A 25,783-nucleotide genomic window follows, 5' to 3' on the forward strand; every position below is an offset into this window, starting at 1 on the left:
TTGACCGACATCGAAAGGGCTCCGTCCATCGAACGGAGCCCTATGAATCAGGCATCCCACAAAAGGGGAATCCCTGAATGTCGATACGACCTAGGGCCATGCTGGACCTGACGGGGGCGCTGGATTTTCGAACCGACCGCTTCCAGCTGCGGCCGCTGTCGGTCGAGGATTCCCCCGTCCTGTTCCGGCACCTGTCCGACCCGGCCGTTACCGAGTTCATGGACATCGACCCCCTGCAGGGCGAGGACGAGGCCCTGGCCATCATCGGCTGGGCCATGGGCATCCGCGAGCGCAACGCCGGCCTGCGCTGGGGCATCCGCGACCGCGACGGCGAATTCCTGGGCACCGCCGGCTTCAACACCATCGAGCTGGAGCGCGGCCGCCGGGGCGAGGTGGCCTACGACATCCGCAAGGCCAGCTGGGGGCAGGGGGTGATGGGCGAGGTCCTGCCAGCCCTGGCCGTATTCGGCTTCCAGGGCCTGGGCCTGCGCCGGCTGGAAGCCATGGTCACCGTCGGCAACGAACCCTCCTGCCGCCTGCTGGAACGCCACGGTTTCGAGCGCGAGGGCGTGCTGCGCGACCATGGCTTCTGGAAGGGCGGGTTCTGGGACCAGGTCGTCTACGGACGGCTGGCGACTTGACCCCGGCCGGCTGAGGCTCCAAGTCTCCGCCCGGATCAGACGGCCGGGCGATCGCCCTCGCTTGCGGGGGAGGAAAGTCCGGGCTCCACGGTGACAAGGCGGCGGGTAACGCCCGCCGGGGGCGACCCCAGGGATAGCGCCACAGAAAGCAAACCTCCTGCGGCTTCGGCCAAAGGGAAGGGTGAAAGGGTGGGGTAAGAGCCCACCGCGGACGTGGCAACACGGACGGCATGGCAAGCCCCGCCTGGAGCAAGACCGAATAGGGATTCCGCGCCCGGCCAGTCCTTTCGGGGATACTGCCGGGCAGGGCCGTCGCCGGCCCGAGGCGTCCGGGTTGGTCGCGAGAACCGTCCCGCGAGGGGCGGTCCAGAGGAATGATCGTCGCGTCCCGTTTCGGCGGGGCGGCACAGAACCCGGCTTACAGGCCGTCTGATCCGTTCTGTTTTCCGGCGAAGGCCCATTTCACCGCCTCGACGAACATCGGCCGCCAGGTTGCGGCGTCGTGGCCGCCCTGGCCGGTGCGGAAGACCACCTCGCCGGGGGTGCGCTGGGCCTGTTTGACGATGCCGGTGGTCACCGTCTTGAACGTGGTCTCTTTCGAGCCGATGCCGATATAGAGCCTGGGCCGGTTCGCCACGGCGATATGCTCGCCCGCCGCCTCCCAGCCGATGGAAAGGGCGGTGACCGCGCCGAACAGCCCGGGGTTCTTGAGGCCGGTGGTCAAGGCCCAGGTCGCGCCGTCGGAATAGCCGAACAGCATGCGCTCCTCGCGCCGGGTCGAGGCGCCCAGCCTCAGGCCTGCAAACGGCACGACCTCCTCGAGGAAATACTGCTGGAAATGGGCGTAGCGCCGGGCCGCGCCAAATCCAGGCAGGTATTCCTGGGAGCGGGTGTAGGGCCCGCCCTGGCCCTCCGCCGACCACAGTCCGATGGCCACGATCGGCGGGACCTCGCCCTTGGCGATCAGCGGATCGAGCAGCTGCAGGTACTGGAACAGATACTGCCCGTCGGCGGCGTAGATCACCGGATAGCTCGCCCCTTCTCGCCAGCCGGGCGGCTTGTAGAGGGTCAGCCGCCGCTGCTCGCCCATGGCCGGGCTGGCGACCCGCACCAGAGACACCGTTCCTTCCGTGGGCGGCGCATCTGTCGGTTGGGCGACAGATATACTGCGCCACATGGTCGCGAATATCCCCAAAGCCACTACTTTTCGGCGAGTTGTCGCAGACTTATGCACAGCGTTCGATGTATGTTCTTGTGGATCGTTCACTTTGCTTAACAGTTCTTAGGAATTAGCTCAAATGCCGCAGGTTAGAGGCATCTAGTGTCATTGCATCCCAATCAATCCCATGTTAACCCAAATTCATGGTCAGCGGGATCGCGGCCAGGGGATAGTGGGGTCAACGCAAGGTGTTTCTCTCGACGTTCGAGAAGCAACTGGACGCCAAGCGGCGGATCGTGGTGCCGCAGGAATTCCGCGCGACCGTTTCCGGACCCTTTGACGGCGTCTTTTGTTTCCCCTCCATCGAGGCCGATTGCCTGGAAGGTGGCGGCAAGGCGTTGTTCGACCGTTACCTGGCCCTGATCGAAGAGCTGCCCTTCGGCGATCCGCTGCGCTCGGCGCTGGAGACCAGCGTGCTGGGCGGCATGGCCAAGCTCTCCTTCGACGATGCCGGCCGCATCACTCTGCCCCCGGGCCTTTGCGACATGTTCGGCATCACCGACTGGGTGGCCGTTGTGGGCCTGGGCGACCGTTTCCAGATCTGGCCGCGCGAGGCCTTCCAGTCGCACCGCGCCGCCGCCCGCGAGACGGCCCGGGCGGGCCTGGCCGAGCTGCGCGCCGCCCAGCGCGCCAAATCCCTGGCCGGCGCCGCTTCATGAACGGGCCGCACACGCCCGTGCTGATGGATGAGGTCCTGGCGGTCCTGGAGCCTGGGGCTGGGCGACGGATCGTGGATGGCACCTTCGGGGCCGGCGGCTACACCCGCGCGCTTCTCGAGACCGGCGCCGAGGTGGTGGCCTTCGATCGCGACCCTACCGCCCGCCGCTTCGCCGATCCTATCGCCGCCGATCCCGAACTGGGTCCGCGCTTCAAGCTGATCGAGTCCCGCTTCTCGGCCATGGACGAACTGCTGGGCGAGGGCTCGATGGACGGCGTCGCCCTGGACCTGGGCGTCTCGTCCATGCAGCTGGACGAGGCCGAGCGCGGCTTTTCCTTCATGCGCGATGGGCCGCTCGACATGCGGATGTCGGCCGACGGCCCCACCGCCGCCGACCTGGTCAACGAGCTGGAGAAGGAAGAACTGGCCCGCATCTTCTTCGTCTATGGCGAGGAGCGCGAGAGCCGGCGGGTGGCCTCCTTCCTGATCCGCCGCCGGGCCGAGAAGCCCTTCACCCACACCCTCGACCTGGCCGAGGTCGTCGAGCGCGCCCTGGGCGGGCGGCGCGGGGCCAAGACCCATCCGGCCACCAAGGTCTTCCAGGCCCTGCGCATCGCCGTCAACGAGGAGCTGAGCGAGCTTGAGGCCGGACTGGAATCGGCCGAGCGCGTTCTGAAGGCCGGCGGCCATCTGGCCGTGGTCACCTTCCACTCCCTGGAAGACCGTATCGTGAAAGCCTTCTTCACCGCCCGCTCGGGTCGCACCCCTGGCGGTTCGCGCCACGCGCCGCCCGTGCAAGGCGGGCCCAAGCCCAGCTTCAGGATGGTGTTCAACGGCGCCCGCGAGCCGGCCGAGGCCGAAACCGCCGCCAACCCCCGGGCCCGCTCGGCCAAGCTGCGCGCCGCCACCCGGACCGACGCCCCCGCCTGGAAGGCCGCGGCATGATCGGCGCCCTGTTCAATCACCGCACCCGTGGGTTCCGCACCATCAACCTCGTTGGCATGGCGCTGCTGATCGCCATGGCCCTGACCGTCAACCTGGCCAAGACCTATGCCGGGCGCGAGCGCAGCCAGATCGACCGCATCGACCGCCGCATCGTCGCCGAGCAGCAGCGCATCCGCCTGCTGCAGGCCGAGGTCGCCCATCTGGAGCAGCCCAACCGGCTGGAAAAGCTGTCCCGCGAGACCCTGGGCATGGCGCCCACGACCTCCAAGCAGGAGGTGTCGGTCGCCGCGCTTCCGCAAGCCGCCGGCCAGCCGGTCGAGCCGGTCCGCATCGCCACCGCCGTGGTCGCCTCGCCTGAGCCTAAGGCGGACGAGCCCAAGGCCGAGGAGCCCAAAGCCCCTGAGCCCGAACCCGCCAAGCCGGTGGAGGGCGTGAAGCGATGAGCATCGCCGATCTCGCCCCCCATCGCTTCCCGGCCGCCTGGCGCTGGGTCATCGAGCGGGTCTGGCGCCTGGAGCACGCCTTCGAGCGGGCCAAGGCGGCGGGCAAGGCCGAGGACGACACCCGCCTGCGCATCCTGTTCGTGCTGGCGGTGTTCGGGCTGCTGTTCCTGTTCGCCGGCGTCGGCGCCACCTTTGCGGCCCTGTTCTCGGACGCCGGCAAGGGCGGGGCAGGGGCCGGCCTGGCCGTCAACGCCCGCGCCGACCTGGTCGACCGCAATGGCCAGCTGCTGGCCATGGATCTGGTCCACTACGCCGTCTACGTCGACCCCAACGAGGTCTGGGACCGGTCCGAGACCCGCAAGGGCCTGCTCGGCGTGCTGCCGCAGCTGCCCGGCAAGCGGCTGGACAAGGCCCTGGCCGGCAAGCAGCGCCGCTTCATCTTCGGCGGCCTGACCCCCGACCAGAAGCGCATGATCCACGACCTGGGCCTGCCCGGGGTCAGCTTCGAGCCCGAGGTCGGCCGTTCCTATCCGCTGGGCAACACCGGCTCGCACCTGATCGGGTTCGCCCGTCCCGACGGCTCGGGCATGGCCGGGGCGGAAGCGGGGCTGGAACCGGCCCTGGTGGCCGGCGCCAAGGATGGCAAGCCGGTCGCCCTCTCCATCGATCTGCGGGTGCAGGGCGCGCTGGAGGACGAACTGGCCGCCGCCGCCGCCGAGTTCAGGCCGCGCGGCGCGGTGGGCATCGTCACCGACATCCACACCGGCGAGATTCTGGGCATGGCCAGCTGGCCGGACTTCGATCCCAACCGCCCCGGCGCCGCCAGCCCCGACCAGACCCTGAACCGCGCCGCCGCCTCGGTTTTCGAGATGGGCTCGACCTTCAAGGCTTTCACGGTCGCCATCGGCCTGGACACCGGGGTTGCGACGCCCAGCTCGATGTTCGACGCCCGCACGCCGTTCCAGATGGGCTATCGCACCATCCACGACTATCACGGCACCAACCGCATCCTGAGCTTGGTGGAGGTGTTCAACCACTCCTCCAACATCGGCACCGCCAAGCTGGCCGAGAGCATCGGGCCCGAGCGGCTGGCCGGCTATTTCAAGCGCTTTGGACTGACCCGCCCGGCCAATATCGAGTTGCGCGAGTCCGCCCGGCCGCTGACCCCCAAGGTCTGGGGGGCCGACGACATCGCCTCCGTGAGCTTCGGCCACGGCATCGATGTCAGCCCGCTGACCCTGGCCCAGGCCATGGGCGCCATCCTCAACGGCGGCAATATGATCCCGCTTACCATTCGCAAACAGAAAGAGGGCTATTGCCCCAAGGGCGTCCCGGTCATCTCCGAGAAGACCAGCATGACCATGCTGCAAATGATGCGGGCCAATGTGGTCGGCGGCACCGGCCGCAAGGCTGACGCGGTCGGCTACAATGTCGGGGGCAAGACCGGCACCGGCGAGAAATACGACCCCGCCATCCGCGCCTACAGCGGCTACAAGCAGATCGCCTCCTTCGCCGCCGTCTTCCCGACCGACGGCCCCGTCACCGCCAAGCGCTACTTCGTGCTGATCCTGCTGGACGAGCCGCAGGGCGGCATCCGCACCGGCGGCATCGTGGCCGCGCCCGCCGTCGGCCGGCTGGTCGAGCGTATCGCTCCCTTCCTCGGCGTGCCGCGCCGGACCCCGACCATTCCGATGATCGGCATGACTCCGGTGTCTCCGGAGGACGGGCTGTGAGGCTGTCCCAACTTATCGAGGGCGAGGTATCGGGCGATCCGGAAATCACCGGCGTCACCGCCGACAGCCGGCGGGTGAAGCCGGGCGTGCTGTTCGCCGCCATGCCGGGCTCCAAGGTCGATGGCCGCAGCTTCATCCCCGCCGCCCTGGCCGCGGGGGCCGCCGCCGTTCTGGCCCCTGACGATGTGAGCGGCCTGCCGGTTCCAGTGGCCCACGCCAGGGACCTGCGCCGCGCCTACGCCCTGGCCGCCAGCCGCTTCTGGGGCAAGCAGCCCGCTGTGTGCGTCGCCATCACCGGCACCAACGGCAAGACCTCCATCGCCGCCCTCTGCCGCCAGGTGTTCGCGCGCCTGGGCCATCGCTCGGCCAGCATGGGCACGCTGGGCTTCCGCATCTCCGCCCCAGGCGAGGCCGACGAGGTCGTCACCCCGCCGGGCCTGACCACCCCCGACGCCGCCGATGTCGCCGAGCTGCTGGCCAAGGCGGCCGGCAAGGGCGTCACCCACCTGGCCCTGGAGGCCTCCTCGCACGGCATCGATCAGCGCCGGCTGGACGGGGTGACCCTGACCGCCGCGGGTCTGACCAACTTCACCCAGGACCACCTGGACTATCACGGCACCATGGGCGCCTACCGGGCCGCCAAGCTGCGGCTGTTCGAGACGCTGTTGCCGGCGGGTTCGATGGCCGTCCTCAATGCCGACAGCGACGCCTTCGAGAAGTTCGCCGAGACCGCCAAGGCCGCCGGCCAGACCGTGCTGTCGGTCGGCGAGGCCGGTGAGGATCTGCGGCTGATCTCGCGCCGCGCCACGCCCGAGGGCCAGCAGCTGACCGTCGCCTGGCGCGGAAAGCACATCACCGTCCGCCTGCCGCTGGCCGGCGCCTTCCAGGCTTCCAACGCCCTGGTCGCGGCCGGGCTCTGCATCGCCGCCGGCGAGGACGCCGAGGCCGTGTTGAAGGCGCTGGAGCATGTCGAGGGCGCGCCGGGCCGGCTTCAACGCATCGGGACCGGGCGGCAGGGCGGCGAGGCCTATGTCGACTACGCCCATACCCCCGACGGGCTGGAGACGGTGCTGTCGGCCCTGCGGCCGCACACCGAGGGCCGGCTGATCGTGGTGTTCGGGGCCGGCGGCGACCGGGACAAGGGTAAGCGGCCGCTGATGGGCGAGATCGCCGAACGTCTGGCCGATATCGCCATCGTCACCGACGACAATCCCCGCTCCGAAGATCCCGCGGCGATCCGCGCCGATATCCTCAAGGCCGCGCACGGGGCCCGCGAGATCGGCGACCGCCGCGCTGCCATCCGGGCCGGGGTCGCCGAGCTGAAGGCCGGCGATGTGCTGGTCGTCGCCGGCAAGGGCCACGAACAGGGCCAGCTCGTCGGGACCGTCAACCATCCGTTCGATGACGTGGCCGAAACCCAGGCCGCGCTGGAGCTGGTTCATGTCTGAGCCGCTCTGGACCGCGCGGGAGATCGCCGCCGCGACCGGCGGGCGGGCGGGCGGCGACTTCGCTGTGACCGGCGTCTCGTTCGACAGCCGCGAGATCGGCCCCGGCGACCTCTTCGTCGCCCTGGCCGGGGTGCGCGACGGCCATGAGTTCGCCGCCCAGGCCTTCAAGCAGGGCGCCGCCGGCGTGCTCGCTTCGAAGCCGGTCGATGGTCCCTCTGTGCAGGTGGCCGATACGCTGAAGGCTCTTGAGGACCTCGGCATCGCCGCCCGCGACCGCGCGACCCACGCCAGGCGCGGCGCGGTGACCGGCTCGGTCGGCAAGACCAGCGTCACCCAGGCGGTGGCGGCGGGCCTGGCCCGGGCGGGCCGCTCGCACAACTCGGTCAAGTCGTTCAACAACCATATCGGCGTGCCCCTGACCCTGGCCCGCATGCCCCGCGATACCGAACGCGCCGTATTCGAGATCGGCATGAACCACGCCGAGGAGATCGTGCCGCTGAGCCGTATGGTCCAGCCGCACGTGGCGGCCATCACCACGGTCGGCCCTGTCCATATCGAGGCCTTCGCCGATGGCGAGGCCGGCGTGGCGCGGGCCAAGGCCGAGATCTTCGCGGGCCTGAAGCCCGGCGGCGTGGCGGTGCTGAACGCCGACAACCAGTGGTTCGACTACCTGGCCGGCGAGGCCCGCAAGGTCGGCGCGGAGGTCTGGAGCTTCGGGCAGGCGGGGACCACCGCCAGGCTGCTGGACTTCCAGCCCCGCACTCAGGGCGCGGCCGTCCGGGCCGAGCTGGACGGCCGGCCTCTGGACTTCCCCATCCGCCAGAGCGGCTTCCACTGGGGGCCCAACAGCCTCTGCGTGCTGCTGATGCTGCGGGCGCTGGGCGTCGAAGAGGCCACGGCCCTGGCGGCGCTGGAAAACTTCGAACCGCTGGCCGGCCGCGGGGCCGAGCGTGAGGTTCATGTCGCGGCCGGGGTCTTCACCCTGGTCGACGAGAGCTACAACGCCAATCCGATCTCGATGCAGGCGGCTTTCCGCAGCCTGGGCGCTCGCAGACCCAAGGGGCGGCGGATCGTCGCGCTGACCGACATGCTTGAGCTGGGCCCGGACGAAGCGCAGTACCACGCCGCTCTCGCGGAACCCATTCTGGCGGCGCAGGTTGACCTCGTATTCTGCGCGGGGCCGCTGATGAAATCGCTCTTCGACGCCCTTCCGCCGACTCGCCGTGGCGGCTACGCGGAAACGGCGGCCGGTCTCGCGCCGTTGGTAACGACGGCCGTAGAGCCGGGCGATCTGGTGATGGTCAAAGGGTCCAACGGCTCACGCGCGGCGTCTATCGCCGCGGCGCTGGCCGCGCTGGACCGCGCCGGGGGAGGCGCCTGAAATGCTGTTTCTGCTCCATCAATGGCTGTCGGGTTTCGGGGAGCACATCCCCGCCGCCAACCTGCTGAAATACCTGACGTTCCGCAGTGGGATGGCGATGATCACCGGCTATGTGGTCGCCGTCGCCATGGGCTCGCGGTTCATCGGCTGGATGAAGGCCAAGCAGGGCAAGGGCCAGCCGATCCGCGCCGAGGGCATCGCCCGCCACGTGGTGGAAAAGGCCGGCACCCCGACCATGGGCGGCTTCATGATCCTGGCCGGCATCCTGGTCGGCTCGATGCTCTGGGCGGACCTTTCCAACGTCCATGTCTGGCTGGTGCTGGGCGTCACGGCCGCCTACGGCCTGCTGGGTTTCCTGGACGACTACGCCAAGGTGACCAAGCAGACGACGGCCGGCGTCTCGAGCGGCATGAAGCTGCTGATCCAGACCGTCGTGGCGGTGGCGGCCGTGGCCGTGCTGATGTTCTACGGCCCGGTTTCGCCCGAGACGCCGGAGCTTTCGACCTCGGTCGCCTTCCCGATCTTCAAGAACCTGCTGATCAACCTCGGCTATTTCTACATCGCCTGGGCCGCCTTCATCATCGTCGGGGCCTCGAACGCGGTGAACATGACCGACGGCCTGGACGGCCTGGCCATCGTGCCGGTGATGATCGCCGCCGGGGCGTTCGGCATCATCGCCTACCTGGTCGGCAACTTCTCGTTCGCCCAGTATCTGCAGGTGCATTTCGTGCCGGGCCTGGGCGAGGTGGCGATCATCTGCGGGGCCACCATCGGGGCGGGCCTGGGCTTCCTCTGGTACAACGCCCCGCCGGCCAGGATCTTCATGGGCGACACCGGCTCGCTGGCCCTGGGCGGCATGCTGGGCATGATCGCGGTGATCGCCAAGCACGAGATCGTGCTGGGCATCGTCGGTGGGCTGTTCGTCGCCGAGCTGCTGTCGGTGATGATCCAGGTCGCCTACTTCAAGCGGACCGGCAAGCGCATCTTCCTGATGGCGCCGATCCACCACCATTTCGAAAAGCTGGGCTGGGCCGAGAGCACCATCGTCGTGCGCTTCTGGATCGTCGCCCTGATGCTGGCCTTCATCGGCCTGGCCACCCTGAAGATCAGATAGAGGGGGTACGCGCAGCATGATCCCCATCCGTGGTTTCGAGGGCCGCAAGGTCGCCGTGTTCGGCCTGGGCCGCACCGGCCTGACCGCCGCGCGCGCCCTCGTGGCCGGCGGGGCGCAGGTCGCGCTGTGGGATGATGGCGAAAAGGGACGGGCCGAAGCCCAGGCCGAGGGGCTGGCCCTCACCGACCTCAACACCGCCGACTGGTCGGACTTCGCGGCGCTGATGCTGTCGCCCGGCGTGCCGCTGACCCATCCCAAGCCGCACTGGACGGTGGATCGCGCCAAGGCCTCCGGCGTCGAGATCCTGGGCGATATCGAACTCTTCGCCCGCACCCTGGCCCTGGTCCCCGAGCACAAGCGGCCCAAGGTCGCCGCCATCACCGGCACCAACGGCAAGTCGACCACCACGGCCCTGCTGGGCCATGTCTGCCGCATGGCCGGCCGCGACACCCGGATCGGCGGCAATATCGGTTTCGGCGTGCTGGGCCTGCCCGACATGCATGGCGGAGCGGTCTATGTGCTGGAGCTTTCCTCCTACCAGCTGGACCTGACCTCGAGCCTCAAGCCCGACGCCGCCGTCCTGCTCAACATCTCGCCCGACCACCTGGACCGCCATGGCGGCATGGAGGGCTACGTCAATTCCAAGAAGCGTATCCTGCTCAACCAGGTGAAGGGCGACACCGCCGTCATCGGGGTCGATGACGAATGGTGCCAGCGCATCTGCACCGAGATCACCGCCGCCAACCGCCGAACCATCCGCCCGATCAGCGCCTCCAAGTCGATGGGCCGGGGCGTCTATGCCCTGCAGGGCGTGCTCTATGACGCCACCGGCGAGCGGGTCATGACGGTGGCCGACCTGTTGCGGGCCCGCTCGCTGCCCGGCCGCCACAACTGGCAGAACGCCGCCGCCGCCTATGCCGCCGCCCGGGCGCTGGGCATTCCGGCCGAGGAAGCCGCCGAGGGGCTGATGACCTTCCCGGGCCTGGCGCACCGCATGGAGACCGTCGGCCAGATCGGCCGGGTGCGCTTCATCAACGACAGCAAGGCCACCAACGCCGACGCCGCCCGCCAGGCGATGTCCAGCTATCCGAACTTCTACTGGATCGGCGGCGGCCAGCCCAAGGCCGGCGGCATCGAGGCCCTCGCCGACCTCTTCCCGCGCATCAACAAGGCCTACCTGATCGGGGAGGGCGCCGATGAGTTCGGCCGCACGCTCGAGGGCAAGGCGTCCTACGTGAAGACCGGCACGCTGGAGGCCGCCACCGCCGCCGCCTATGCCGATGCGGCGGCCAGCGGCGAGGACGCCGTGGTGCTGCTCTCGCCGGCCTGCGCCTCGTTCGACCAGTTCAGTGATTTCGAGCAGCGCGGCGACGCCTTCCGCGCCGCCGTCGAGGGCCTTGTTCGCCCTGCCGCCCGGGGAGCCCGCGCGTGAGTCCAACCAATCAGCACATGTTCCTGCGGTCCGATAAGACCCCGCTTGGCCGATGGTGGTGGACGGTCGACCACTGGCTGCTGGGGGCGGTCGGCATCCTGCTGGTCACCGGCGTGCTGCTGTCGTTCGGTTCCAGCCCGGCGGCGGCGGCGCGGATGCATGTCACCTTCCCGTTCCACTTCGCGATCCGCCAGTGCGTCTTCGCCCTTCTCGGCGCGAGTATCCTGATCGGCGTCTCGATGCTGTCGGCCCGGGGGGTCAAGCGGGCGGCCTTCTTCATCTACCTGGCCTCGATCGCGGTGATGATCGCCCTGCCGTTCATCGGCCACGAGGCCAAGGGGGCCAACCGCTGGCTGCAGGTCGCCGGCTTCACCCTGCAGCCGTCCGAGTTCATGAAACCGGCCCTGCTGGTCCTGGTCTCCTGGATGTTCTCGGAAGGCCAGAAGGGCGAGGGCGTGCCCGGCGTCTCCATCGCCTTCGTGCTCTACTTCCTGGCCGTGGGCCTGCTCTTAATCCAGCCGGACGTCGGCCAGACGGTGCTGATCACCGTCGCCTTCGGGGCCGCCTTCTGGATGGCCGGGGTGCCGCTGAGCTGGATCACCGGCCTGGCCGTCGCCGCCGTCACGGGCCTGGGCTCGACCTATTTCATCTTCCCGCACGTGGCCTCGCGCGTGAACCGCTTCCTGCAGCCCGAGCACGCCGACACCCACCAGGTGACCAAGGCGGCCGAGGCCATCGCCAATGGCGGCCTGTTCGGCAAGGGGCCGGGCGAGGGGGTGATGAAGACCGGCGTGCCGGACGTCCATACCGACTTCATCTATTCGATGGCGGCCGAGGAATACGGCCTGATCTTCTCCCTGACCCTGATCGCGGTGTTCGGGGTGCTGGTCGTGCGCGGGCTCTACAAGTCCATGCGGCTCTCCGACCCCTTCGAGCAGGTGGCGGCGGCCAGCCTGTTCGTGCTGCTGGGCCAGCAGGCCTTCATCAATCTGGCGGTCAATCTGAACCTGATCCCGACCAAGGGCATGACCCTGCCGTTCATCAGCTATGGCGGCTCCTCGGTGCTGGCCATGGGGCTGACCATGGGCATGGCCCTGGCCCTGACCCGCCGCCGGCCGGGGGCCTATCTACCCGCCGAAGGACTCGCGCGCGCCGGCGCTTTCGCCTAAAGCGCGGGCATGGCCGAAAGACTTGCCGTCATCGCCGCGGGGGGAACCGGCGGCCACATGTTCCCGGCCCAGGCCCTGGCCGAGGCGCTGCGGGCGCGCGGCTGGCGCATCCTGCTGGCCACCGACGAGCGCGGCGCCCTCTATGCCGACCGCTTTCCGGCCGACTCGCAGCTGTCGCTGTCGGCGGCGACCGCCAAGGGCAATGATCCCATCGGCATGATCAGGGCTGGGATCGCGGTGATGCGCGGCGTCATGCAGGCCAGAGCCTCGTTCCGCAAACTCGACCCCGCGGTGGTGGTCGGGTTTGGCGGCTATCCCTCGCTGCCGGCCCTGTTGGCGGCGATCGGCCAGAAACGCCCCACCGTCATCCACGAACAGAACGCCGTCTTCGGCCGGGTGAACCGCTTTATCGCCGGCCGGGTGACCGAGGTCGCCTGCGCCTTTCCCACCCTCGAGATGGCCAAGCCCTCGATCAGGCAGCGGGCTCACGTCCTGGGCAGCCCCGTGCGGCCCGAGATCATGGCCCTGGCCAATGAACCCTACGCCCCGCCCGAGCCCGGCGGCCCGATCCGCCTGCTGATCACCGGCGGCAGCCAGGGGGCCCGCCTGCTCTCCGAACTGACCCCCGAGGCCATCGCCCGGCTGCCGGAAGAGATGCGCGGTCGTCTGGAGGTCCAGCAGCAGACCCGCAAGGAGTCGATGGACTCCGCCCGCCGCATCTACGCCAACGCCCTGGTCAAGGCCGAGGTGGCCCCCTTCTTCCGCGACATGGCCGGACGGCTGGCCAGCGCCCACCTGGTCATCGGCCGGGCCGGCGCCTCGACGGTCTGCGAGCTGGCGGTGGCCGGCCGGCCCTCGCTGCTGGTGCCGCTGAAGATCGCCGCCGACGACCACCAGCGCTTCAACGCCCGCCTGCTCGAAGACGCCGGCGGCGCGGCCGTCGCCCTGGAAGACGAACTGACCGTCGACAGCCTGGCCGGCGCCCTCAAGCACATGCTCGCCAACCCCGCCCTGCTGGCCCGCATGGCCGACGGGGCCCGCTCGGTCGCCAAGCCGGACGCCGCCGAGCGCCTGGCCGATCTGGTCGAATACACCGCCTTCGCCTGACCCTTCGCCTGGGCCAGAAAATCGTCTAACGGGGTGGGATGATCCAACGTCGCCGCCCCGTCCCGTTCGAACTCGGTCCCGTCCACTTCGTCGGCATCGGCGGCATCGGCATGAGCGGCATCGCCGAGATCATGATCCGCATCGGCTATACGGTGCAGGGCTCGGACGTGAAGGCCAGCGCCAACACCGACCGGCTGGAGAAGCTGGGGGCCCGCATTTTCATCGGGCACGAGGCGAGCCATGTGGAGGGCGCTTCGGCCCTGGTCTATTCGACCGCCGTCAAGCAGGACAATCCCGAGCTGATCGCCGCCCGCGAGCGCCGCATGCCGCTGGTGCGCCGGGCCGAGATGCTGGCCGAGTTGATGCGCCTTCAGTTCTCGGTGGGCGTGGCCGGGACGCATGGCAAGACCACCACCACCTCGATGGTCGCCGCGGTGCTGGACGCCGGCGGGCTGGACCCGACCGTGGTCAACGGCGGCATCATCAACGCCTACGGAACGAACGCCAAAGTTGGCGAGGGCGACTGGATCGTCGTCGAGGCCGACGAGAGCGACGGCACCTTCCTGCGGCTGAAATCGACCGTGGGTATCGTTACCAACATCGATCCCGAGCACCTGGACCACTACGGCGACTTCGAGGCGGTCAAGAAGGCCTTCCAGGACTTCATCGAGAACATCCCCTTCTACGGCTTCTGCGCGGTCTGCCTGGACCATCCGGAAGTGCAGGCCCTGGCCGCCAGGGTCGAGAACCGCCGGCTGGTCACCTACGGCGTCAACCCGCAGGCCGAGGTGCGGGCGCTGAACATCACCATGGGGCCGGACGGGGCGGCCTTCGACGTGCTGGTCACGCCGCGCGAGGGCGAGCCGGTGCTGCATGAAGGCATGAAGATGCCCATGGCGGGGCACCACAATGTGCTGAACGCCCTGGCCGCCATCGCCGTCGGCCGCGAGCTGTCGGTGCCCATCGAGGCCATCCGCAAGGGCCTGGCCGAGTTCGGCGGCGTGCGCCGCCGGTTCACCACCACCGGCATAGCCAACGGCGTGCGGGTGATCGACGACTATGGCCACCATCCGGTCGAGATCGCCGCCGTGCTCAAGGCCGCCCGGGCGGTCACCGAGGGGCGGGTCATCGCCGTGGTGCAGCCGCACCGCTACACCCGCTTGCGCGACCTGATGAGCGAGTTTTCCTCCTGCTTTAACGACGCCGACACGGTGATCGTCGCCCCCGTCTATCCGGCAGGCGAGCAGCCCATCGAGGGCGTGGATCGCGACGGCCTGATCGAGGGCCTGCGCCGCTTCGGCCACCGCCGGGCCCTGCCGCTCAGCGGGCCCGACGCCCTGGCCGCGATGGTGGCCGAGGAGACCCGGCCCGGCGACCTGGTGGTTCTGCTGGGGGCTGGCGACATCACCAGCTGGTCCTATGCGCTGCCGGGCCAGTTGGAGGCGCTTCAAGAGGGAGGGGGCGCGTGACCAAGTGGGGCGAGGCGCCGCCCTACAGGCCCGAGCCGGCCAAGACACCGACCGCCTTCCTGCGGAGCGTCGAGGAAGAGGCCAAGCGGCGGCGCATCCCGCTGAAATACCTGCCGCAGCTCGATAAGGGGCGGGGTCTCAGCGACGGCTTCTGGCTGCAGATCGTCGTGCCGCCGGCGACGCCGCGCTATGAGATGTTCCAGATGGAACGCAACGTCCGCACCCCGATCTTCGACACCTACGACGTGTCCGAGGCCGAGCGTCTGGTCCTCCAGCACGCCGACAAGTCCGCCCGCAAGGCCGAAGCCCGATGACCGATCTTCCCGCCGTGCGCGGCAAGCTGCTGCGCGAGGAGGCCCTGGCTCCTTTCACCTGGTTCCGGGTCGGCGGCCCGGCCGAGGCGCTGTTCCTGCCGGCCGACGAGGCCGACCTGGCCGAGTTCCTGCGCAATCTGCCCGCCGAGGCCACGGTCACCCCGCTGGGCGTCGGCTCCAACGTCATCGTCCGCGACGGCGGCATCGCCGGGGTGGTCATCCGCCTGGCCGGCCGCGCCTTCGCCCAGGTCACCGTCGAGGGCGACCTGATCACCGCCGGGGCCGGCGCCCTGGACGCCAACGTCGCCAAGGCCGCCGCCAAGGCCGGTCTGGCCGGGCTGGAATTCTATGCCGGCATCCCCGGCACGGTCGGCGGGGCGCTGACCATGAACGCCGGCTGCTACGGGTCCGAGACCAAGGACATCCTGGTCCGCGCCAGGGGCTATGACCGCTCCGGCGAACTGCGGACTTTCGAGCTGGCCGACTTCGGCTACACCTACCGCCACAGCCGCATTCCGGAGGGCCAGATCATCTGGACCGAGGCCACCTATCGCGGCCGCCCCGACAGCCCCGAGGCGGTCTCGGCCCGCATGGCCGAGATCACCGCCCGTCGCGAGACCACCCAGCCGATCCGCGAGAAGACCGGCGGCTCGACCTTCAAGAACCCGCCCGGCGATTCCAGCTGGCGCCTGGTCGACGCCGCCGGCTGGCGCGGCAAGCCCTATGGCGGGGCGCGGTTCTCCGAGCTGCACAGCAACTTCATGATCAACACCGGCGAGGCGACCGCCGCCGACCTCGAGGGCCTGGGCGATACGGTCCGCGCCGATGTGAAGGCGAAGTTCGGCGTTGAACTCGACTGGGAGATCAAGCGGATCGGGCGGCCCGGATGAATCCTGAGGCTGAGGCGTTCTATCGCCTTGTAGACAGCTTTATGATCTCTCAACCCGGCTGGTTCACCGAGGTGGAAACGCCGGCCGCCGACGTTGAAATTGCGGTGGCAGAAGCCGCGTTGGGCTTGGCGCTCCCCATCGAATACAAGAGCTTCTTGCGACGGTTCGGGGGCGGGTATTTCGCCCAGATCAATGTCCTTACGGTCGGTGAAGCAAGCGACTGGAATATCGTTCGCTGTAACGAGGTCGTGCCGAAAGATCGATCGTTTCTAGCTGTCACCGACGATGAAACGGGTGCGTACTATGGCTTCAAATACGCGAATGGCGTGTGCAGTCCGGAAATCTATCACCTTGACCCCGAAGTCGCTGATCCTCCCGAATTCGTTGCCCGAAACTTCTTTGTCTATGTGGAAGAAGTTGGCCTGCGAGGAGTGATCAAGCCGATCGGGCGGCCCGGGTAAGCGCCTTCTCGGTGGCCACCAGCCGGGCCGTCGAGGTGGCCCGCGCCACCAGCACTCCCTCGGGGTCGAACAGCCTGGCCTCCAGGAAGGCCACGCTCTTGCCCATCTGCACGACCTGGCCCTCGCCGACCAGCGGCCCCGGCCTGGCCGGCGCCAGGTAGGAGACGTTCATGTCCATGGTCGCCGTGTAGAGCGCCCCATGCGAGGCGATGAAGGCCGCCGGCCCCATGCAGTCATCCAGCATGGCCGCCAGGAACCCGCCCTGCACATAGCCGGCCGGATTGACGAACTCCGGCCGCCCACGAAACCCGATACGGATCCAGCCGCGTTCCGGCTCGGCCTCAAGGATGTGCCAGCCGAGAAGTTGGGCGCAGGGCGGGGTGGGCATCTCGTCGAGGGCGGTGGCGGTCATGGCGGGGCTCTCCTGAGATAGCGTTCAGGATGCGCCGGGGCTCCTGACAGCATGGTGTCAGCAGACGATCAGCAGGGCGGACCCTCGCCCGACTCCTGTTGAGCCAGCCAGGCGATCCGCGCTCGCGCTTCCCGTTCAGCCGCCCCAGGCGAGTCATAGAGTCCGCCCTCGGCAAGAGCGGGCCAAGCCTCATAGGTGAATGTGTCGCCGTCCGCGTCCTCTACGAAAGTGTAGAGGCCATGGCGCCTTAAGATCGACACCCGCCGCTTGCCGTCGGCGCGTCGGATTTCCTTGATAACGGCATCGTTCATTGGTCCTCGCACAGTCAGCCTAGTCCATTGTCGGTTTCCTGAAAGGTCTGGCTGAAGGGCGCGCTTGACTCCCGACCCCGCCTGTCGCACCCGGCCTTCATGCGCATGCTCATTCCGGCCCTCACGGCCAGCCTCGCCCTCTGTCTGACGCCCGCCATGGCCAAGCCGGCCAAGGCCAAGCCGCCGGCCGCCGCGCCGCAGCCGCCGGCCGTGGTCGCCGCCGCCCTGCGCGACAAGGCGCTGACCGACACCACCGCCTGGGACGTCCTGGAATCGCTGACCACCGAGATCGGGCCGCGGCCGGCCGGATCGCCCGCCATGACCCGGGCCAAGGACTGGGCGGTGGCCAAGTTCACGGCCCTGGGCTTCAAGAACATCAAGGTCGAGGAGTTCGCCAAGCCGAGCTGGAGCCGGGGCGCCGAGTCGGGCTCGATCACCGGGCCCTATCCCTTCAAGCTGTCGATCATCGGCCTGGGCGGCACCGTGCCGACCCCCGCCGAGGGCATCGAGGCGCCGATCGTGATCTTCCCGACCTTCGCCGACCTGCTGGCCGCGCCGGAGGGCTCGCTGACCGGCAAGATCGCCGTGGTGACCCAGCCCATGGTCCGGGCCCAGGACGGCGCCGGCTATGGTCCGGCCGGGACCCTTCGGCGCAGGGGTCCCAGCGAGGCGGCCAAGCGCGGGGCGGTCGCCTTCCTGATGCGGTCCGCCTCCACGTCCAGCAGCCGTGACCCCCATACCGGCGGCACCGGCTATGTCGACGGCATTCCGAAAATCCCCGCCGCCGCCCTGGGCGTGCCAGACGCCGAGTTGCTGGTCCGGCTGGCCGCGCGCGGACCAGTGACCGTCAAGCTGAACCTGGCCTCGACCACCAGCGCGACCACCGTGGCCTGGAACATCTCCGGGGAGATCGTCGGCTCCGAGAAACCCGACGAGGTCATCGTCATCGGCGGCCACCTCGACAGCTGGGACCCGGGCACCGGCGCCATCGACGACGGCGCGGGCGTCGCCATCACCACCGCCGCTGCCAAGCTGATCGGCGACCTGCCGCAAAAGCCCAAGCGCACCATCCGCGTCGTCATGTGGGGCTCGGAGGAGACCGGTGGCTCGGGCGCCGCCTACCTGGCCGCCCACAAGGATGAGCTGGGCAAGATAATCATCGCCGGCGAGAGCGACTTCGGCGCCGACAACATCTATTCGCTGGAACTGCCGGCCGGGGCGATGAAGGACCCGACCTTCGCGGCCCTGCCGGGCCTGTTCGCCCCGCTGAAGATCCTCCTTTCGCAGACGCCCTCGACCAATGGCGGCTCGGACACGGACGAGATCCACGCGGCCGGCGTGCCGGTGTTCGCGCTGAACCAGGACGGCGCCCGCTATTTCGACCTGCATCACTCGGCCGACGACACCCTGGACAAGGTCGATCCGCTGCAGATGAACCAGAACGTCGCCGCCTGGGCCTCGCTGCTCTGGCTGATCGCCAACAGCGACATCGATTTCCGGAAGGTCTCGGCGGCGAAATGAGCGGCGATCTTTCCGGACACCACGTCGCCGTCCTGAAGGGCGGCCTCTCCTCCGAGCGCGAGGTCAGCCTGGTCTCGGGCTTCGAATGCGCCAAGGCGTTGCGCAATGTCGGGGCCAGGGTCACCGAGGTCGACGCCGGCCGCGACCTGGCCCAGGTGCTGGCCGCCCTTAAGCCCGACGTCGTCTTCAACGCCCTGCATGGCGAATGGGGCGAGGACGGCTGCGTGCAGGGCATACTGGAGACGCTCGACATCCCCTACAGCCACTGCGGCGTGCTGGCCTCGGCCCTGGCCATGGACAAGGCCAAGTCCAAGGCGGTGCTGGCGGCGGCCGGGGTCGCGGTGCCGGGCGGCGGGCTCTACGACCGCTTCGAGGCGGCCAGGGACCACGTCATGGCCCCGCCCTATGTGGTCAAGCCCAACGCCGAGGGCAGCTCCGTGGGAGTCTTCCTGGTGTTCGAGGGCGCCAACCGCCCGCCGCAGGAGCTGGCCCAGCCGGAATGGACCTATGGCGAAGAGGTGATGATCGAACCCTACATCGCCGGCATGGAGCTGGCCGTGGCGGTGATGGACGGCAAGGCCATGGCGGTGACCGAAATCGTACCGTCCACAGGTTTCTACGACTACGAGGCCAAGTACGGCGAGGGCGGATCGACGCATGTCGTTCCGGCCCGAATGCCCTCGGAAGACTACGACCGCGCCCTGCGCATGGCCGAGGCCGCGCACGCCGCTTTAGGTTGCCGAGGGGTGACCAGAAGCGACTTCCGTTATGACCCTGTTAAGCGACTTCTGGTCCTGTTGGAGGTCAATACGCAGCCCGGCATGACACCCACTTCGCTCGTCCCAGAGCAGGCGGCCCATCTCGGGATTTCGTTTGATCGCCTGGTGATGTGGATCGTGGAGGACGCTTATGCCCGCGGCGCTGCGGGGGGGAGGGCGGCAAGCCGCCAAGCCCCGGGCTAAAACGCCCTCGAACTCTGGCAGAGGCCGTGCTGCGCCGCCGTCCCGTCAGGGGGCGACGAAGCTGCGCGCCGCGCGTGGCGTGCTGCCCGCTCGGGTTGCGCTGCCCGCCGCCATCGGCATCCTGGTCCTGGGCCTCATCGTCACCCTGGCCACCGGCGGCCGGGCCGAGAAGCTGCAGACCGCCATGAGCCAGACCCTGGCCGGCGAGGGCGCCGCCCTGGGCCTGAAGGTCGCCGCCATCCATGTGCAGGGCGCCTCGCCCGCCGCCGAACGCTCCATCCGGGCCGCCCTGGGCGTGCAGCCCGGCGATCCGATCATGGGCGCCAGCCTGTCCGACTTGCGCGCGCGGGTCCTGCAGGTGGGCTGGGTCAAGGACGCCCAGGTCGTGCGCCTGCTGCCGGACACCCTGGTCATCGCCGTGCAGCAGCGCGACACCCTGGCGGTCTGGCAACGCAACCGCCGCATGGTGGTCATCGACGGCTCCGGGGCGGTGATCCCCGAGGCCGATCCGGGCCGTTTCCCCGAACTGCCGCTGATCGTCGGCGCGGGGGCCAATGACAGCACCGCCCTGCGTATCCTGCCGGCCATCGCCCAGCGTCCGGGCCTGCGCGACCGGCTCGAAGCCCTGGTGCGGGTCGACGAGCGGCGCTGGGACCTGCGGCTCAAGGACGGCTCGCTGATCCAGCTGCCGGCCGTCGACGAAGAGTCCGCCCTGATCCAGCTCGACCAGCTGGAAGAGCGGCAACAGATTTTGACCCTGGGCTTCTCGCGCATCGATCTGCGCGAGCCGGGAATGGTGGCAGTACGCCCGCGTGAGACCCAGACGGCCGCCGTGACGGCGCCGCTGGTGGCGGATGGTGTTTGAGTAAGGGCTGAAACGGGTGGTGAAGACGATGTCAGGACTGGCGGACCGCAAACAGGCTAAGGACAGCCTGAAGCAGGCGCTGCAGCGCCAGCCGGTGATCGCCGCTGTCGACCTGGGGGCCTCCAAGGTCGCCTGTTTCGTCATGAAGCCCGACGGCGTGCGCCGGGCCGACCGCACCCTCACCACCGCCGGGGTCGGCTATGTGCAGTCGCGCGGCGTGAAGGGCGCCTCCATCGCCAGCATGGACGAGGCGGCCGAAGCCATCGCTCTGGCCGTCGAGCGGGCCGAGGGCGTCGCCAATCTCTCCGTTCAAGGCGTGACCATCGCCACCTCCGGCGGCCAGCTGGCCAGCCAGCGGGTGTCGGCCCGCGTCTCGCTGGGCGCCCGGCCGATCAGCGACAATGACTGTTCCCGCGCCCTGGCCTCGGCCATGGCCCAGATCCGCCTGCCGGGCCGCAAGGTCATCCACCTGCTGCCCATCGCCTGGTCCGTCGACGGCCAGAAGGGTGTGCGCGATCCGCGCGAGATGTTCGGCAAGTCGCTGGGCCTGGAGCTGCTGGTCGTCTCGATCAACGAGAACGTCTTCCAGACCCTCTGCCACTGCGTCGAGCGCGCGCATCTTCAGTTCGAAGGGGTGGTTGCGGCCCCGTTCGCCTCCGCGCTCGCCGCGCTGGAAGAGGACGAGATGGAACTGGGCGCCATCTGTATCGACATGGGCGGCGGTTCGACCTCGGCGGCCGTCTTCTCGGGCGGCAGCCTGGTCCACATCGACAGTTTCCCGATCGGCGGCGAGCACGTCACCGCCGACATCGCCCGCGGCCTGTCGACCTCGCGGGCCGGCGCCGAGCGGGTGAAGACCCTGCACGGCTCGGCCATCGCCTCGTCCAACGAGGACCGCGAGATGATCGAGGCCCCGCCGCGCGGCGACGATCCCGGCGCTGGCCCCGTCACCGCCCCCCGCAGCCTGCTGAAGGGCATCATCGCCCCCCGCGTCGAAGAGACGCTGGAGCTGTTGCGCGACCGCCTCAAGAACGCCGGCGCCCTCATCGAGCCCGGCGCCGGCATCGTGCTGACCGGCGGCGCCAGCCAGCTGGCCGGCGTTCGCGAAGTCGCCGTGCGCGTCTTTGACCGCCCCGTCCGCCTGGGCCGTCCGCGCCGGGTGCCGCACCTGGCCGACGCCGTTACGGGACCTGCCTTCTGCGCCGCCGCCGGCATCCTGCACCGCGCCGCCTTCGGCCCGCGCGAGGCGGTCTCGCCCAAGGCCCTGGCGGCGGTGAAGGCGTCCCGCGCCCCGATCGATCCCAAGGCCGGCCCGGTCACCAAGGTGGCGGCCTGGCTGCGCGACAATCTTTAGCGGGGAGCTTCGGGAGCGCAGCCATACGTGGTTTTAAACCGTGTATGGCGATGGTAGGCTTTGCCCATAGGAGCCCACAGTATGGTCAAAGTGATTGTCGCCAGTCTGAAGCCGAGCCCCAAGGGTGGCAGGTCGACCGTGGCGGTTACGAAGAAGCGGGTGCGCGACACCGAAGGCCAGATCAAGACATTGCGGACCCTTGACGCCGCCAGCGCGACCTTCGGTGATGATTTTCAATATGTGTTTGGCAGGAACGTCGCCAAGGCCCGTAAGGACAACAAGCGGACGGCCGGCGTGACCGATGCCGCCGTCGCTAAGCGCTGAGCCGCCTTATCTGTTGATTGTGGCCGGGCCAAACGGCTCCGGAAAAAGCAGCGCCTATCAAGACGCCGATATCGAATCTTTCGGCCGCTCCGTCTGGATCATCAATCCTGACCTGTTGGCTGCACGAATTCGCGATATCGAAGGGATGGATTTGCTGGCGGCAAATCTTCAATCCGTTCAGCGGATAGAAATCTGGCTGGAAGCTTCGATCAAGGCGCATCAAACGATCGGCGTCGAGACGGTGCTGTCCACGCCCAAATATCGGCGCCTTGTGGAAATGGCGAAAGGCTTGGGCTTTCAAGTTCGCCTGATCTACGTGGTCCTGGACAACCCTAGACGAAACGTCGAGCGCGTCCGTCTGAGGGTGAAAAAGGGCGGGCATGCCGTCCCGGAAGACAGGATTCTCGAGCGCTACACCAAATCATTGCAGCAGATGCCTTGGTTTCTTGAGCAGGCGGACGAGGCTTGGTTCTATGACAACTCGGGGGCCCAGCCTCGTCTCGTGGGAAAGAAGCAGGACGGCGTCGTGACGCTCGATCCTTCCATCCCGCCAGACCTCAAGCGCGCCATCCAGACCATTGAAACAAACTGATCCAGACCGAGCGGACCAGGCGGCAACCTCCCGCTATTGCCCTCTGACGGACTCATTTCCGGATTCTAAGACGACCCAACAGTTGATTCGCGACTGATCTGTTGAATCGTTCCGCGCTCAAGACGCGCTGGACGTTCGCGACAATCCGTAGCAGCCCCCGAGAGGTTTCGAATCGGCGAAACCCTTACAAGACAACAAATTCTGTCCACAGACGGGTCGACCCGCGCACGACTCACGATATGCGGTTAACCGCCGATTAAGGATGCGGGTTCTCATATTAACCGCGCCGTAAGGCATTCCAGGCGGGCGGGTCGTCTGGCGTTCGAAACGAGCGGCGAACAAGGATGCGGGTACCCTTATGAAACTTTACGCGCCCCCCACCACCGAACTGAAGCCCAGGATCGTGGTCTTTGGCGTCGGCGGGGCCGGCGGCAACGCCGTCAACAACATGATCGAGGCTGGCCTCGAAGGTGTTGAGTTCGTCGTCGCCAACACCGACGCCCAACAGCTTGCCTTCTCCAAGACCGATCGCCGCATCCAGCTCGGGATGACGGTGACGCAGGGCCTCGGAGCCGGGGCTCACCCGGAAGTCGGCATGAGCGCCGCCGAAGAGTCGGCTCCCGAGATCGGCGAGCACCTCGACGGCGCCCACATGGTCTTCATCACCGCCGGCATGGGCGGGGGCACCGGCACCGGCGCCGCCCCGATCATCGCCAAGAGCGCCCGTGAGCGCGGCATCCTGACGGTGGGCGTGGTCACCAAGCCCTTCCACTTCGAGGGCCGTCACCGCATGCGGCTGGCCGACGCCGGCATCGCCGAGCTGCAGCGCTATGTCGACACCCTGATCGTCATTCCCAACCAGAACCTGTTCCGGGTCGCCAACGAGCGGACCACCTTCGCCGAAGCCTTCGGCATGGCCGACCAGGTGCTGCATTCGGGCGTGCGCTCGATCACCGACCTGATGGTGCTGCCGGGCCTGATCAACCTCGACTTCGCCGACGTCCGCACGGTCATGACCGAGATGGGCAAGGCGATGATGGGCACCGGCGAGGCGTCCGGCGAGGACCGCGCCCTGATGGCCGCCCAGAACGCCATCCAGAACCCGCTGCTCGACGAAGTGTCGCTCAAGGGCGCCAAGGCCGTGCTGGTCAACGTCACCGGCGGCCTGGACATGACCCTGCTGGAGGTCGACGAGGCCTGTAACGCCATCTCCGACCAGGTCGACCCGGACGGCAACATCATCTTCGGCGCGGCCTTCGATCCGACGCTGGAAGGCACCATCCGCGTCTCGGTGGTCGCCACCGGCATGGACGGCGCCTCCATGGCCCTGATCGAGCCGGCCGCCCGGCCGACCCGCAGCACCATGGGCCTGCCGCAGGCTGCTCCGGCCCCGATCGCTACGCCCGACCCGATCAGCTACGCCCAGCCGGAGCCGCAGCCGGAACCGGTGATGCAGACGCCGTCGCGCTGGGAGCCCAGCTTCAGCCAGCCGGAACAGACCCTCGAGGAACAGCAGGCCGATCTGGCCTTCGACGCCCCGCCGATCCCCGAGCCGGTTCGCACCGAGGCCGCCGTGCGCATCGAGCCGCGTATCGAGCAGCCCCGCACGGTGATCGTCGACCCGCTGGTCGAAGAGATCGCCGACGAGCCGCTGTTCGGCGAAACCCACTTTGGCGAAGAAAAGCGCAAGGGCGGATTCCTCAGCCTGTTCGGCGGCCGCCAGCAACCTCGCTACGACGCCCCGGCGCCGGCGGCCCGTCCCGCCTCGCGCGGCGGCGCCCAACCGGCCCAGGCGCTCGAGGAAGAGGCCCAGATCGAGGAAGGGGACGATCTCGAAATCCCCAGCTTCCTGCGCCGCCTGGCGAACTGACACTCCGGGTCATCCGGCGATCCAGCGCCCGGCTCCGAAAGGGGCCGGGCGTTTTCGTTTGAGGGCAGGATTCTCTTGCAAGGCGAGGAGGGCATTGGGGATTCCCCTCCAACCCGTCTTGGTTACGGACAAGGTTACAATCCGAAACAGCCCTTGTTTTGCCCCCTGACACCCCGATCCGTAGAAGGCTTGTGGGGCGTGAAGCGGCAGCGAGCCGCCCGCGTGCAGAACGAGGTCGGTAGTGTCGGTTCAAGAGTATGCCCATGCATTCCAGCACACGCTGGCCGGGCCCGCGATCTTCGCGGGGCTGGGCGTGCATACGGGCGAGCATGTGCGGGTGGCCATCCGTCCCGCCGCCGCCGACGCCGGCATCGTCTTCGTCCGCACCGACATCAAGGATCGTGACAACCGCGTCGCCGTTTCCGGCGAGGGCGTGATCCGCACCGAGCTGGGCACCGTGATCGGCAACGCCGCCGGGGTGACCGTCTCGACCATCGAGCATCTGATGGCCGCCATGGCCGCCCTGGGCGTCGACAACGCCGTGGTCGAGCTGGACGGGCCGGAAGTGCCGATCATGGACGGCTCGGCCGAGCCCTTCGTGCAGATCCTCGACCGGGCCGGCCGCCGCCGCCAGGACACCCCGCGCCGCTATATCGAGATCACGGGCGCCATCGAGGTCGTCGAGGGCGACAAGCACGCCTCCCTGACCCCCGCCGACCGCTTCGAAGTGGCCTTCGAGATCGCCTTCGACAGCGCCGCCATCGGCCGCCAGCGGGTGGACGTGGTCGCCGACGAGGCCGGCTTCCGCAAGGAGCTGTCCAACTGCCGCACCTTCGGCTTCCTCAAGGACGTCGAGGCCCTGCGCGCCAAGGGCCTGGCCCGCGGCGGTTCGATGGACAACGCCGTGGTGCTGGATGGTGACCGGGTGCTCAATCCCGAAGGCCTGCGCCGCCCCGACGAGTTCGTCCGCCACAAGGCGCTGGACGCGGTGGGCGACCTCTATGTGCTGGGTATGCCGATCGTCGGCCGATTCGAGGGCGTGCTGGCCGGCCATGGCCTGAACAACCTGCTGGTTCGCGAGCTTCTCGCCCAGCCGCAGGCGTGGCGCGTGCGCACCTTCGCGCCAGAGATGGCCGAAGCCGTCTAAC

Annotated in this window: 25 protein-coding genes, 1 other RNA gene and 1 pseudogene; 24 read left to right on the forward strand and 3 right to left on the reverse strand. The window is 68.7% G+C overall.

Features of this window, described 5'->3' with window-relative positions; translation table 11 throughout:
* The first annotated feature begins 77 nt into the window (after nt 1-77).
* Complete coding sequence (locus QO010_RS00005; RefSeq protein WP_307344415.1) at nt 78-641, forward strand: GNAT family N-acetyltransferase; 564 nt, start codon at nt 78-80, stop codon at nt 639-641.
* A gap of 35 nt (nt 642-676) precedes the next feature.
* Nucleotides 677-1,078: RNase P RNA component class A (gene rnpB / locus QO010_RS00010), an RNA gene on the forward strand.
* A 32-nt stretch (nt 1,079-1,110) separates the two neighbouring features.
* Here the strand turns inward: rnpB and QO010_RS23950 are convergent.
* A pseudogene (locus tag QO010_RS23950) lies at nt 1,111-1,818 on the reverse strand (alpha/beta hydrolase); the annotation flags it as partial.
* Between the two features lie 230 nt (nt 1,819-2,048).
* On the opposite strand from QO010_RS23950, the gene QO010_RS00015 reads away from it, so the two are divergent.
* The 14 genes from QO010_RS00015 to QO010_RS00080 are packed head-to-tail and all read left to right on the forward strand — an operon-like array spanning nt 2,049 to nt 16,424.
* Nucleotides 2,049-2,519 (forward strand): division/cell wall cluster transcriptional repressor MraZ, encoded by a 471-nt coding sequence (locus QO010_RS00015; RefSeq protein ID WP_307344417.1) that lies wholly within the window; start codon nt 2,049-2,051, stop codon nt 2,517-2,519.
* Complete coding sequence (gene rsmH / locus QO010_RS00020; RefSeq protein ID WP_307344419.1) at nt 2,516-3,463, forward strand: 16S rRNA (cytosine(1402)-N(4))-methyltransferase RsmH; 948 nt, start codon at nt 2,516-2,518, stop codon at nt 3,461-3,463. Before QO010_RS00015 ends, rsmH begins: the two co-directional genes overlap by 4 nt.
* Nucleotides 3,460-3,906: a cell division protein FtsL gene (ftsL, locus tag QO010_RS00025; RefSeq protein WP_307344421.1), complete on the forward strand. Its 447-nt coding sequence runs from the start codon at nt 3,460-3,462 to the stop codon at nt 3,904-3,906. Before rsmH ends, ftsL begins: the two co-directional genes overlap by 4 nt.
* The gene (locus QO010_RS00030; protein ID WP_307344422.1) at nt 3,903-5,639 is read left to right on the forward strand and encodes a peptidoglycan D,D-transpeptidase FtsI family protein; all 1,737 of its coding nucleotides are present in this window, start codon (nt 3,903-3,905) and stop codon (nt 5,637-5,639) included. Before ftsL ends, QO010_RS00030 begins: the two co-directional genes overlap by 4 nt.
* Nucleotides 5,636-7,087: a UDP-N-acetylmuramoyl-L-alanyl-D-glutamate--2,6-diaminopimelate ligase gene (locus QO010_RS00035; protein WP_307344423.1), complete on the forward strand. Its 1,452-nt coding sequence runs from the start codon at nt 5,636-5,638 to the stop codon at nt 7,085-7,087. The genes QO010_RS00030 and QO010_RS00035 overlap by 4 nt, the downstream gene beginning before the upstream one ends.
* Nucleotides 7,080-8,468 carry a UDP-N-acetylmuramoyl-tripeptide--D-alanyl-D-alanine ligase gene (locus QO010_RS00040; RefSeq protein ID WP_307344424.1) on the forward strand — a complete coding sequence of 463 codons (1,389 nt, stop codon included), beginning with the start codon at nt 7,080-7,082 and terminating at the stop codon, nt 8,466-8,468. Before QO010_RS00035 ends, QO010_RS00040 begins: the two co-directional genes overlap by 8 nt.
* Before the next feature lies 1 nt (nt 8,469).
* Nucleotides 8,470-9,582 carry a phospho-N-acetylmuramoyl-pentapeptide-transferase gene (mraY, locus tag QO010_RS00045; protein ID WP_307344425.1) on the forward strand — a complete coding sequence of 371 codons (1,113 nt, stop codon included), beginning with the start codon at nt 8,470-8,472 and terminating at the stop codon, nt 9,580-9,582.
* Nucleotides 9,583-9,598: 16 nt separating this feature from the next.
* On the forward strand, nt 9,599-11,014 hold the full coding sequence (gene murD, locus QO010_RS00050) for a UDP-N-acetylmuramoyl-L-alanine--D-glutamate ligase (RefSeq protein WP_307344427.1): 1,416 nt from the start codon (nt 9,599-9,601) through the stop codon (nt 11,012-11,014).
* A 17-nt stretch (nt 11,015-11,031) separates the two neighbouring features.
* Nucleotides 11,032-12,183 carry a putative lipid II flippase FtsW gene (gene ftsW, locus QO010_RS00055; protein WP_307347001.1) on the forward strand — a complete coding sequence of 384 codons (1,152 nt, stop codon included), beginning with the start codon at nt 11,032-11,034 and terminating at the stop codon, nt 12,181-12,183.
* A gap of 9 nt (nt 12,184-12,192) precedes the next feature.
* Nucleotides 12,193-13,290, forward strand: coding sequence for an undecaprenyldiphospho-muramoylpentapeptide beta-N-acetylglucosaminyltransferase (gene murG / locus QO010_RS00060; RefSeq protein ID WP_307344429.1), 1,098 nt, complete (start codon nt 12,193-12,195; stop codon nt 13,288-13,290).
* A 38-nt stretch (nt 13,291-13,328) separates the two neighbouring features.
* Nucleotides 13,329-14,759, forward strand: coding sequence for a UDP-N-acetylmuramate--L-alanine ligase (gene murC / locus QO010_RS00065; RefSeq protein WP_307344431.1), 1,431 nt, complete (start codon nt 13,329-13,331; stop codon nt 14,757-14,759).
* Nucleotides 14,756-15,073, forward strand: a complete 318-nt coding sequence (locus tag QO010_RS00070) for a hypothetical protein (RefSeq protein WP_307344433.1) — start codon at nt 14,756-14,758, stop codon at nt 15,071-15,073. Before murC ends, QO010_RS00070 begins: the two co-directional genes overlap by 4 nt.
* Nucleotides 15,070-15,963 (forward strand): UDP-N-acetylmuramate dehydrogenase, encoded by an 894-nt coding sequence (gene murB, locus QO010_RS00075; protein ID WP_307344435.1) that lies wholly within the window; start codon nt 15,070-15,072, stop codon nt 15,961-15,963. The genes QO010_RS00070 and murB overlap by 4 nt, the downstream gene beginning before the upstream one ends.
* The gene (locus QO010_RS00080; protein ID WP_307344437.1) at nt 15,960-16,424 is read left to right on the forward strand and encodes an SMI1/KNR4 family protein; all 465 of its coding nucleotides are present in this window, start codon (nt 15,960-15,962) and stop codon (nt 16,422-16,424) included. Before murB ends, QO010_RS00080 begins: the two co-directional genes overlap by 4 nt.
* Here QO010_RS00080 and QO010_RS00085 read toward each other — a convergent pair.
* The gene (locus QO010_RS00085) at nt 16,399-16,836 is read right to left on the reverse strand and encodes a PaaI family thioesterase (protein ID WP_307344439.1); all 438 of its coding nucleotides are present in this window, start codon (nt 16,834-16,836) and stop codon (nt 16,399-16,401) included. The two genes, QO010_RS00080 and QO010_RS00085, sit on opposite strands and share 26 nt — an antisense overlap.
* 68 nt (nt 16,837-16,904) lie before the next feature.
* Nucleotides 16,905-17,147, reverse strand: a complete 243-nt coding sequence (locus QO010_RS00090) for a hypothetical protein (RefSeq protein WP_307344442.1) — start codon at nt 17,145-17,147, stop codon at nt 16,905-16,907.
* Nucleotides 17,148-17,246: 99 nt separating this feature from the next.
* Between QO010_RS00090 and QO010_RS00095 the strand changes: the two genes are divergently transcribed.
* The 8 genes from QO010_RS00095 to lpxC all read left to right on the forward strand — a co-directional run bounded on the left by QO010_RS00095 (nt 17,247) and on the right by lpxC (nt 25,782).
* Entirely contained in the window at nt 17,247-18,668 is a 1,422-nt protein-coding gene (locus tag QO010_RS00095; protein ID WP_370873690.1) for a M20/M25/M40 family metallo-hydrolase, read from the forward strand.
* Nucleotides 18,665-19,630 carry a D-alanine--D-alanine ligase gene (locus tag QO010_RS00100; protein ID WP_307344443.1) on the forward strand — a complete coding sequence of 322 codons (966 nt, stop codon included), beginning with the start codon at nt 18,665-18,667 and terminating at the stop codon, nt 19,628-19,630. The genes QO010_RS00095 and QO010_RS00100 overlap by 4 nt, the downstream gene beginning before the upstream one ends.
* 79 nt (nt 19,631-19,709) lie before the next feature.
* Nucleotides 19,710-20,495 (forward strand): cell division protein FtsQ/DivIB, encoded by a 786-nt coding sequence (locus QO010_RS00105; RefSeq protein ID WP_307344444.1) that lies wholly within the window; start codon nt 19,710-19,712, stop codon nt 20,493-20,495.
* 28 nt (nt 20,496-20,523) lie between these two features.
* Nucleotides 20,524-21,849: a cell division protein FtsA gene (gene ftsA, locus QO010_RS00110; protein ID WP_307344445.1), complete on the forward strand. Its 1,326-nt coding sequence runs from the start codon at nt 20,524-20,526 to the stop codon at nt 21,847-21,849.
* An 81-nt stretch (nt 21,850-21,930) separates the two neighbouring features.
* Nucleotides 21,931-22,173: a hypothetical protein gene (locus QO010_RS00115; RefSeq protein WP_307344446.1), complete on the forward strand. Its 243-nt coding sequence runs from the start codon at nt 21,931-21,933 to the stop codon at nt 22,171-22,173.
* Nucleotides 22,151-22,765, forward strand: a complete 615-nt coding sequence (locus QO010_RS00120; protein WP_307344447.1) for an ATPase — start codon at nt 22,151-22,153, stop codon at nt 22,763-22,765. The genes QO010_RS00115 and QO010_RS00120 overlap by 23 nt, the downstream gene beginning before the upstream one ends.
* Nucleotides 22,766-23,123: 358 nt before the next feature.
* Nucleotides 23,124-24,635 carry a cell division protein FtsZ gene (gene ftsZ, locus QO010_RS00125; RefSeq protein ID WP_307344448.1) on the forward strand — a complete coding sequence of 504 codons (1,512 nt, stop codon included), beginning with the start codon at nt 23,124-23,126 and terminating at the stop codon, nt 24,633-24,635.
* Nucleotides 24,636-24,876: 241 nt separating this feature from the next.
* A complete protein-coding gene (lpxC, locus tag QO010_RS00130) occupies nt 24,877-25,782 on the forward strand; it encodes a UDP-3-O-acyl-N-acetylglucosamine deacetylase (protein WP_307344450.1) in 906 nt (301 codons plus the stop codon).
* Nucleotide 25,783: the final 1 nt, after the last annotated feature.

The sequence above is a fragment of the Caulobacter ginsengisoli genome (genome assembly GCF_030814835.1).
Classification (GTDB): domain Bacteria; phylum Pseudomonadota; class Alphaproteobacteria; order Caulobacterales; family Caulobacteraceae; genus Caulobacter; species Caulobacter ginsengisoli.

Bases quoted from the DNA above. Each gene is read 5' to 3' on its own strand.
- QO010_RS00005 (WP_307344415.1), top strand. From the start codon at position 78: ATGTCGATACGACCTAGGGCCATGCTGGACCTGACGGGGGCGCTGGAT.
- rsmH (WP_307344419.1), top strand. From the start codon at position 2,516: ATGAACGGGCCGCACACGCCCGTGCTGATGGATGAGGTCCTGGCGGTC.
- ftsL (WP_307344421.1), top strand. From the start codon at position 3,460: ATGATCGGCGCCCTGTTCAATCACCGCACCCGTGGGTTCCGCACCATC.
- QO010_RS00030 (WP_307344422.1), top strand. From the start codon at position 3,903: ATGAGCATCGCCGATCTCGCCCCCCATCGCTTCCCGGCCGCCTGGCGC.
- QO010_RS00040 (WP_307344424.1), top strand. From the start codon at position 7,080: ATGTCTGAGCCGCTCTGGACCGCGCGGGAGATCGCCGCCGCGACCGGC.
- mraY (WP_307344425.1), top strand. From the start codon at position 8,470: ATGCTGTTTCTGCTCCATCAATGGCTGTCGGGTTTCGGGGAGCACATC.
- murD (WP_307344427.1), top strand. From the start codon at position 9,599: ATGATCCCCATCCGTGGTTTCGAGGGCCGCAAGGTCGCCGTGTTCGGC.
- ftsW (WP_307347001.1), top strand. From the start codon at position 11,032: ATGTTCCTGCGGTCCGATAAGACCCCGCTTGGCCGATGGTGGTGGACG.
- murG (WP_307344429.1), top strand. From the start codon at position 12,193: ATGGCCGAAAGACTTGCCGTCATCGCCGCGGGGGGAACCGGCGGCCAC.
- murC (WP_307344431.1), top strand. From the start codon at position 13,329: ATGATCCAACGTCGCCGCCCCGTCCCGTTCGAACTCGGTCCCGTCCAC.
- murB (WP_307344435.1), top strand. From the start codon at position 15,070: ATGACCGATCTTCCCGCCGTGCGCGGCAAGCTGCTGCGCGAGGAGGCC.
- QO010_RS00080 (WP_307344437.1), top strand. From the start codon at position 15,960: ATGAATCCTGAGGCTGAGGCGTTCTATCGCCTTGTAGACAGCTTTATG.
- QO010_RS00085 (WP_307344439.1), bottom strand. From the start codon at position 16,836: ATGACCGCCACCGCCCTCGACGAGATGCCCACCCCGCCCTGCGCCCAA.
- QO010_RS00090 (WP_307344442.1), bottom strand. From the start codon at position 17,147: ATGAACGATGCCGTTATCAAGGAAATCCGACGCGCCGACGGCAAGCGG.
- QO010_RS00095 (WP_370873690.1), top strand. From the start codon at position 17,247: ATGCGCATGCTCATTCCGGCCCTCACGGCCAGCCTCGCCCTCTGTCTG.
- QO010_RS00100 (WP_307344443.1), top strand. From the start codon at position 18,665: ATGAGCGGCGATCTTTCCGGACACCACGTCGCCGTCCTGAAGGGCGGC.
- ftsA (WP_307344445.1), top strand. From the start codon at position 20,524: ATGTCAGGACTGGCGGACCGCAAACAGGCTAAGGACAGCCTGAAGCAG.
- QO010_RS00115 (WP_307344446.1), top strand. From the start codon at position 21,931: ATGGTCAAAGTGATTGTCGCCAGTCTGAAGCCGAGCCCCAAGGGTGGC.
- QO010_RS00120 (WP_307344447.1), top strand. From the start codon at position 22,151: ATGCCGCCGTCGCTAAGCGCTGAGCCGCCTTATCTGTTGATTGTGGCC.
- ftsZ (WP_307344448.1), top strand. From the start codon at position 23,124: ATGAAACTTTACGCGCCCCCCACCACCGAACTGAAGCCCAGGATCGTG.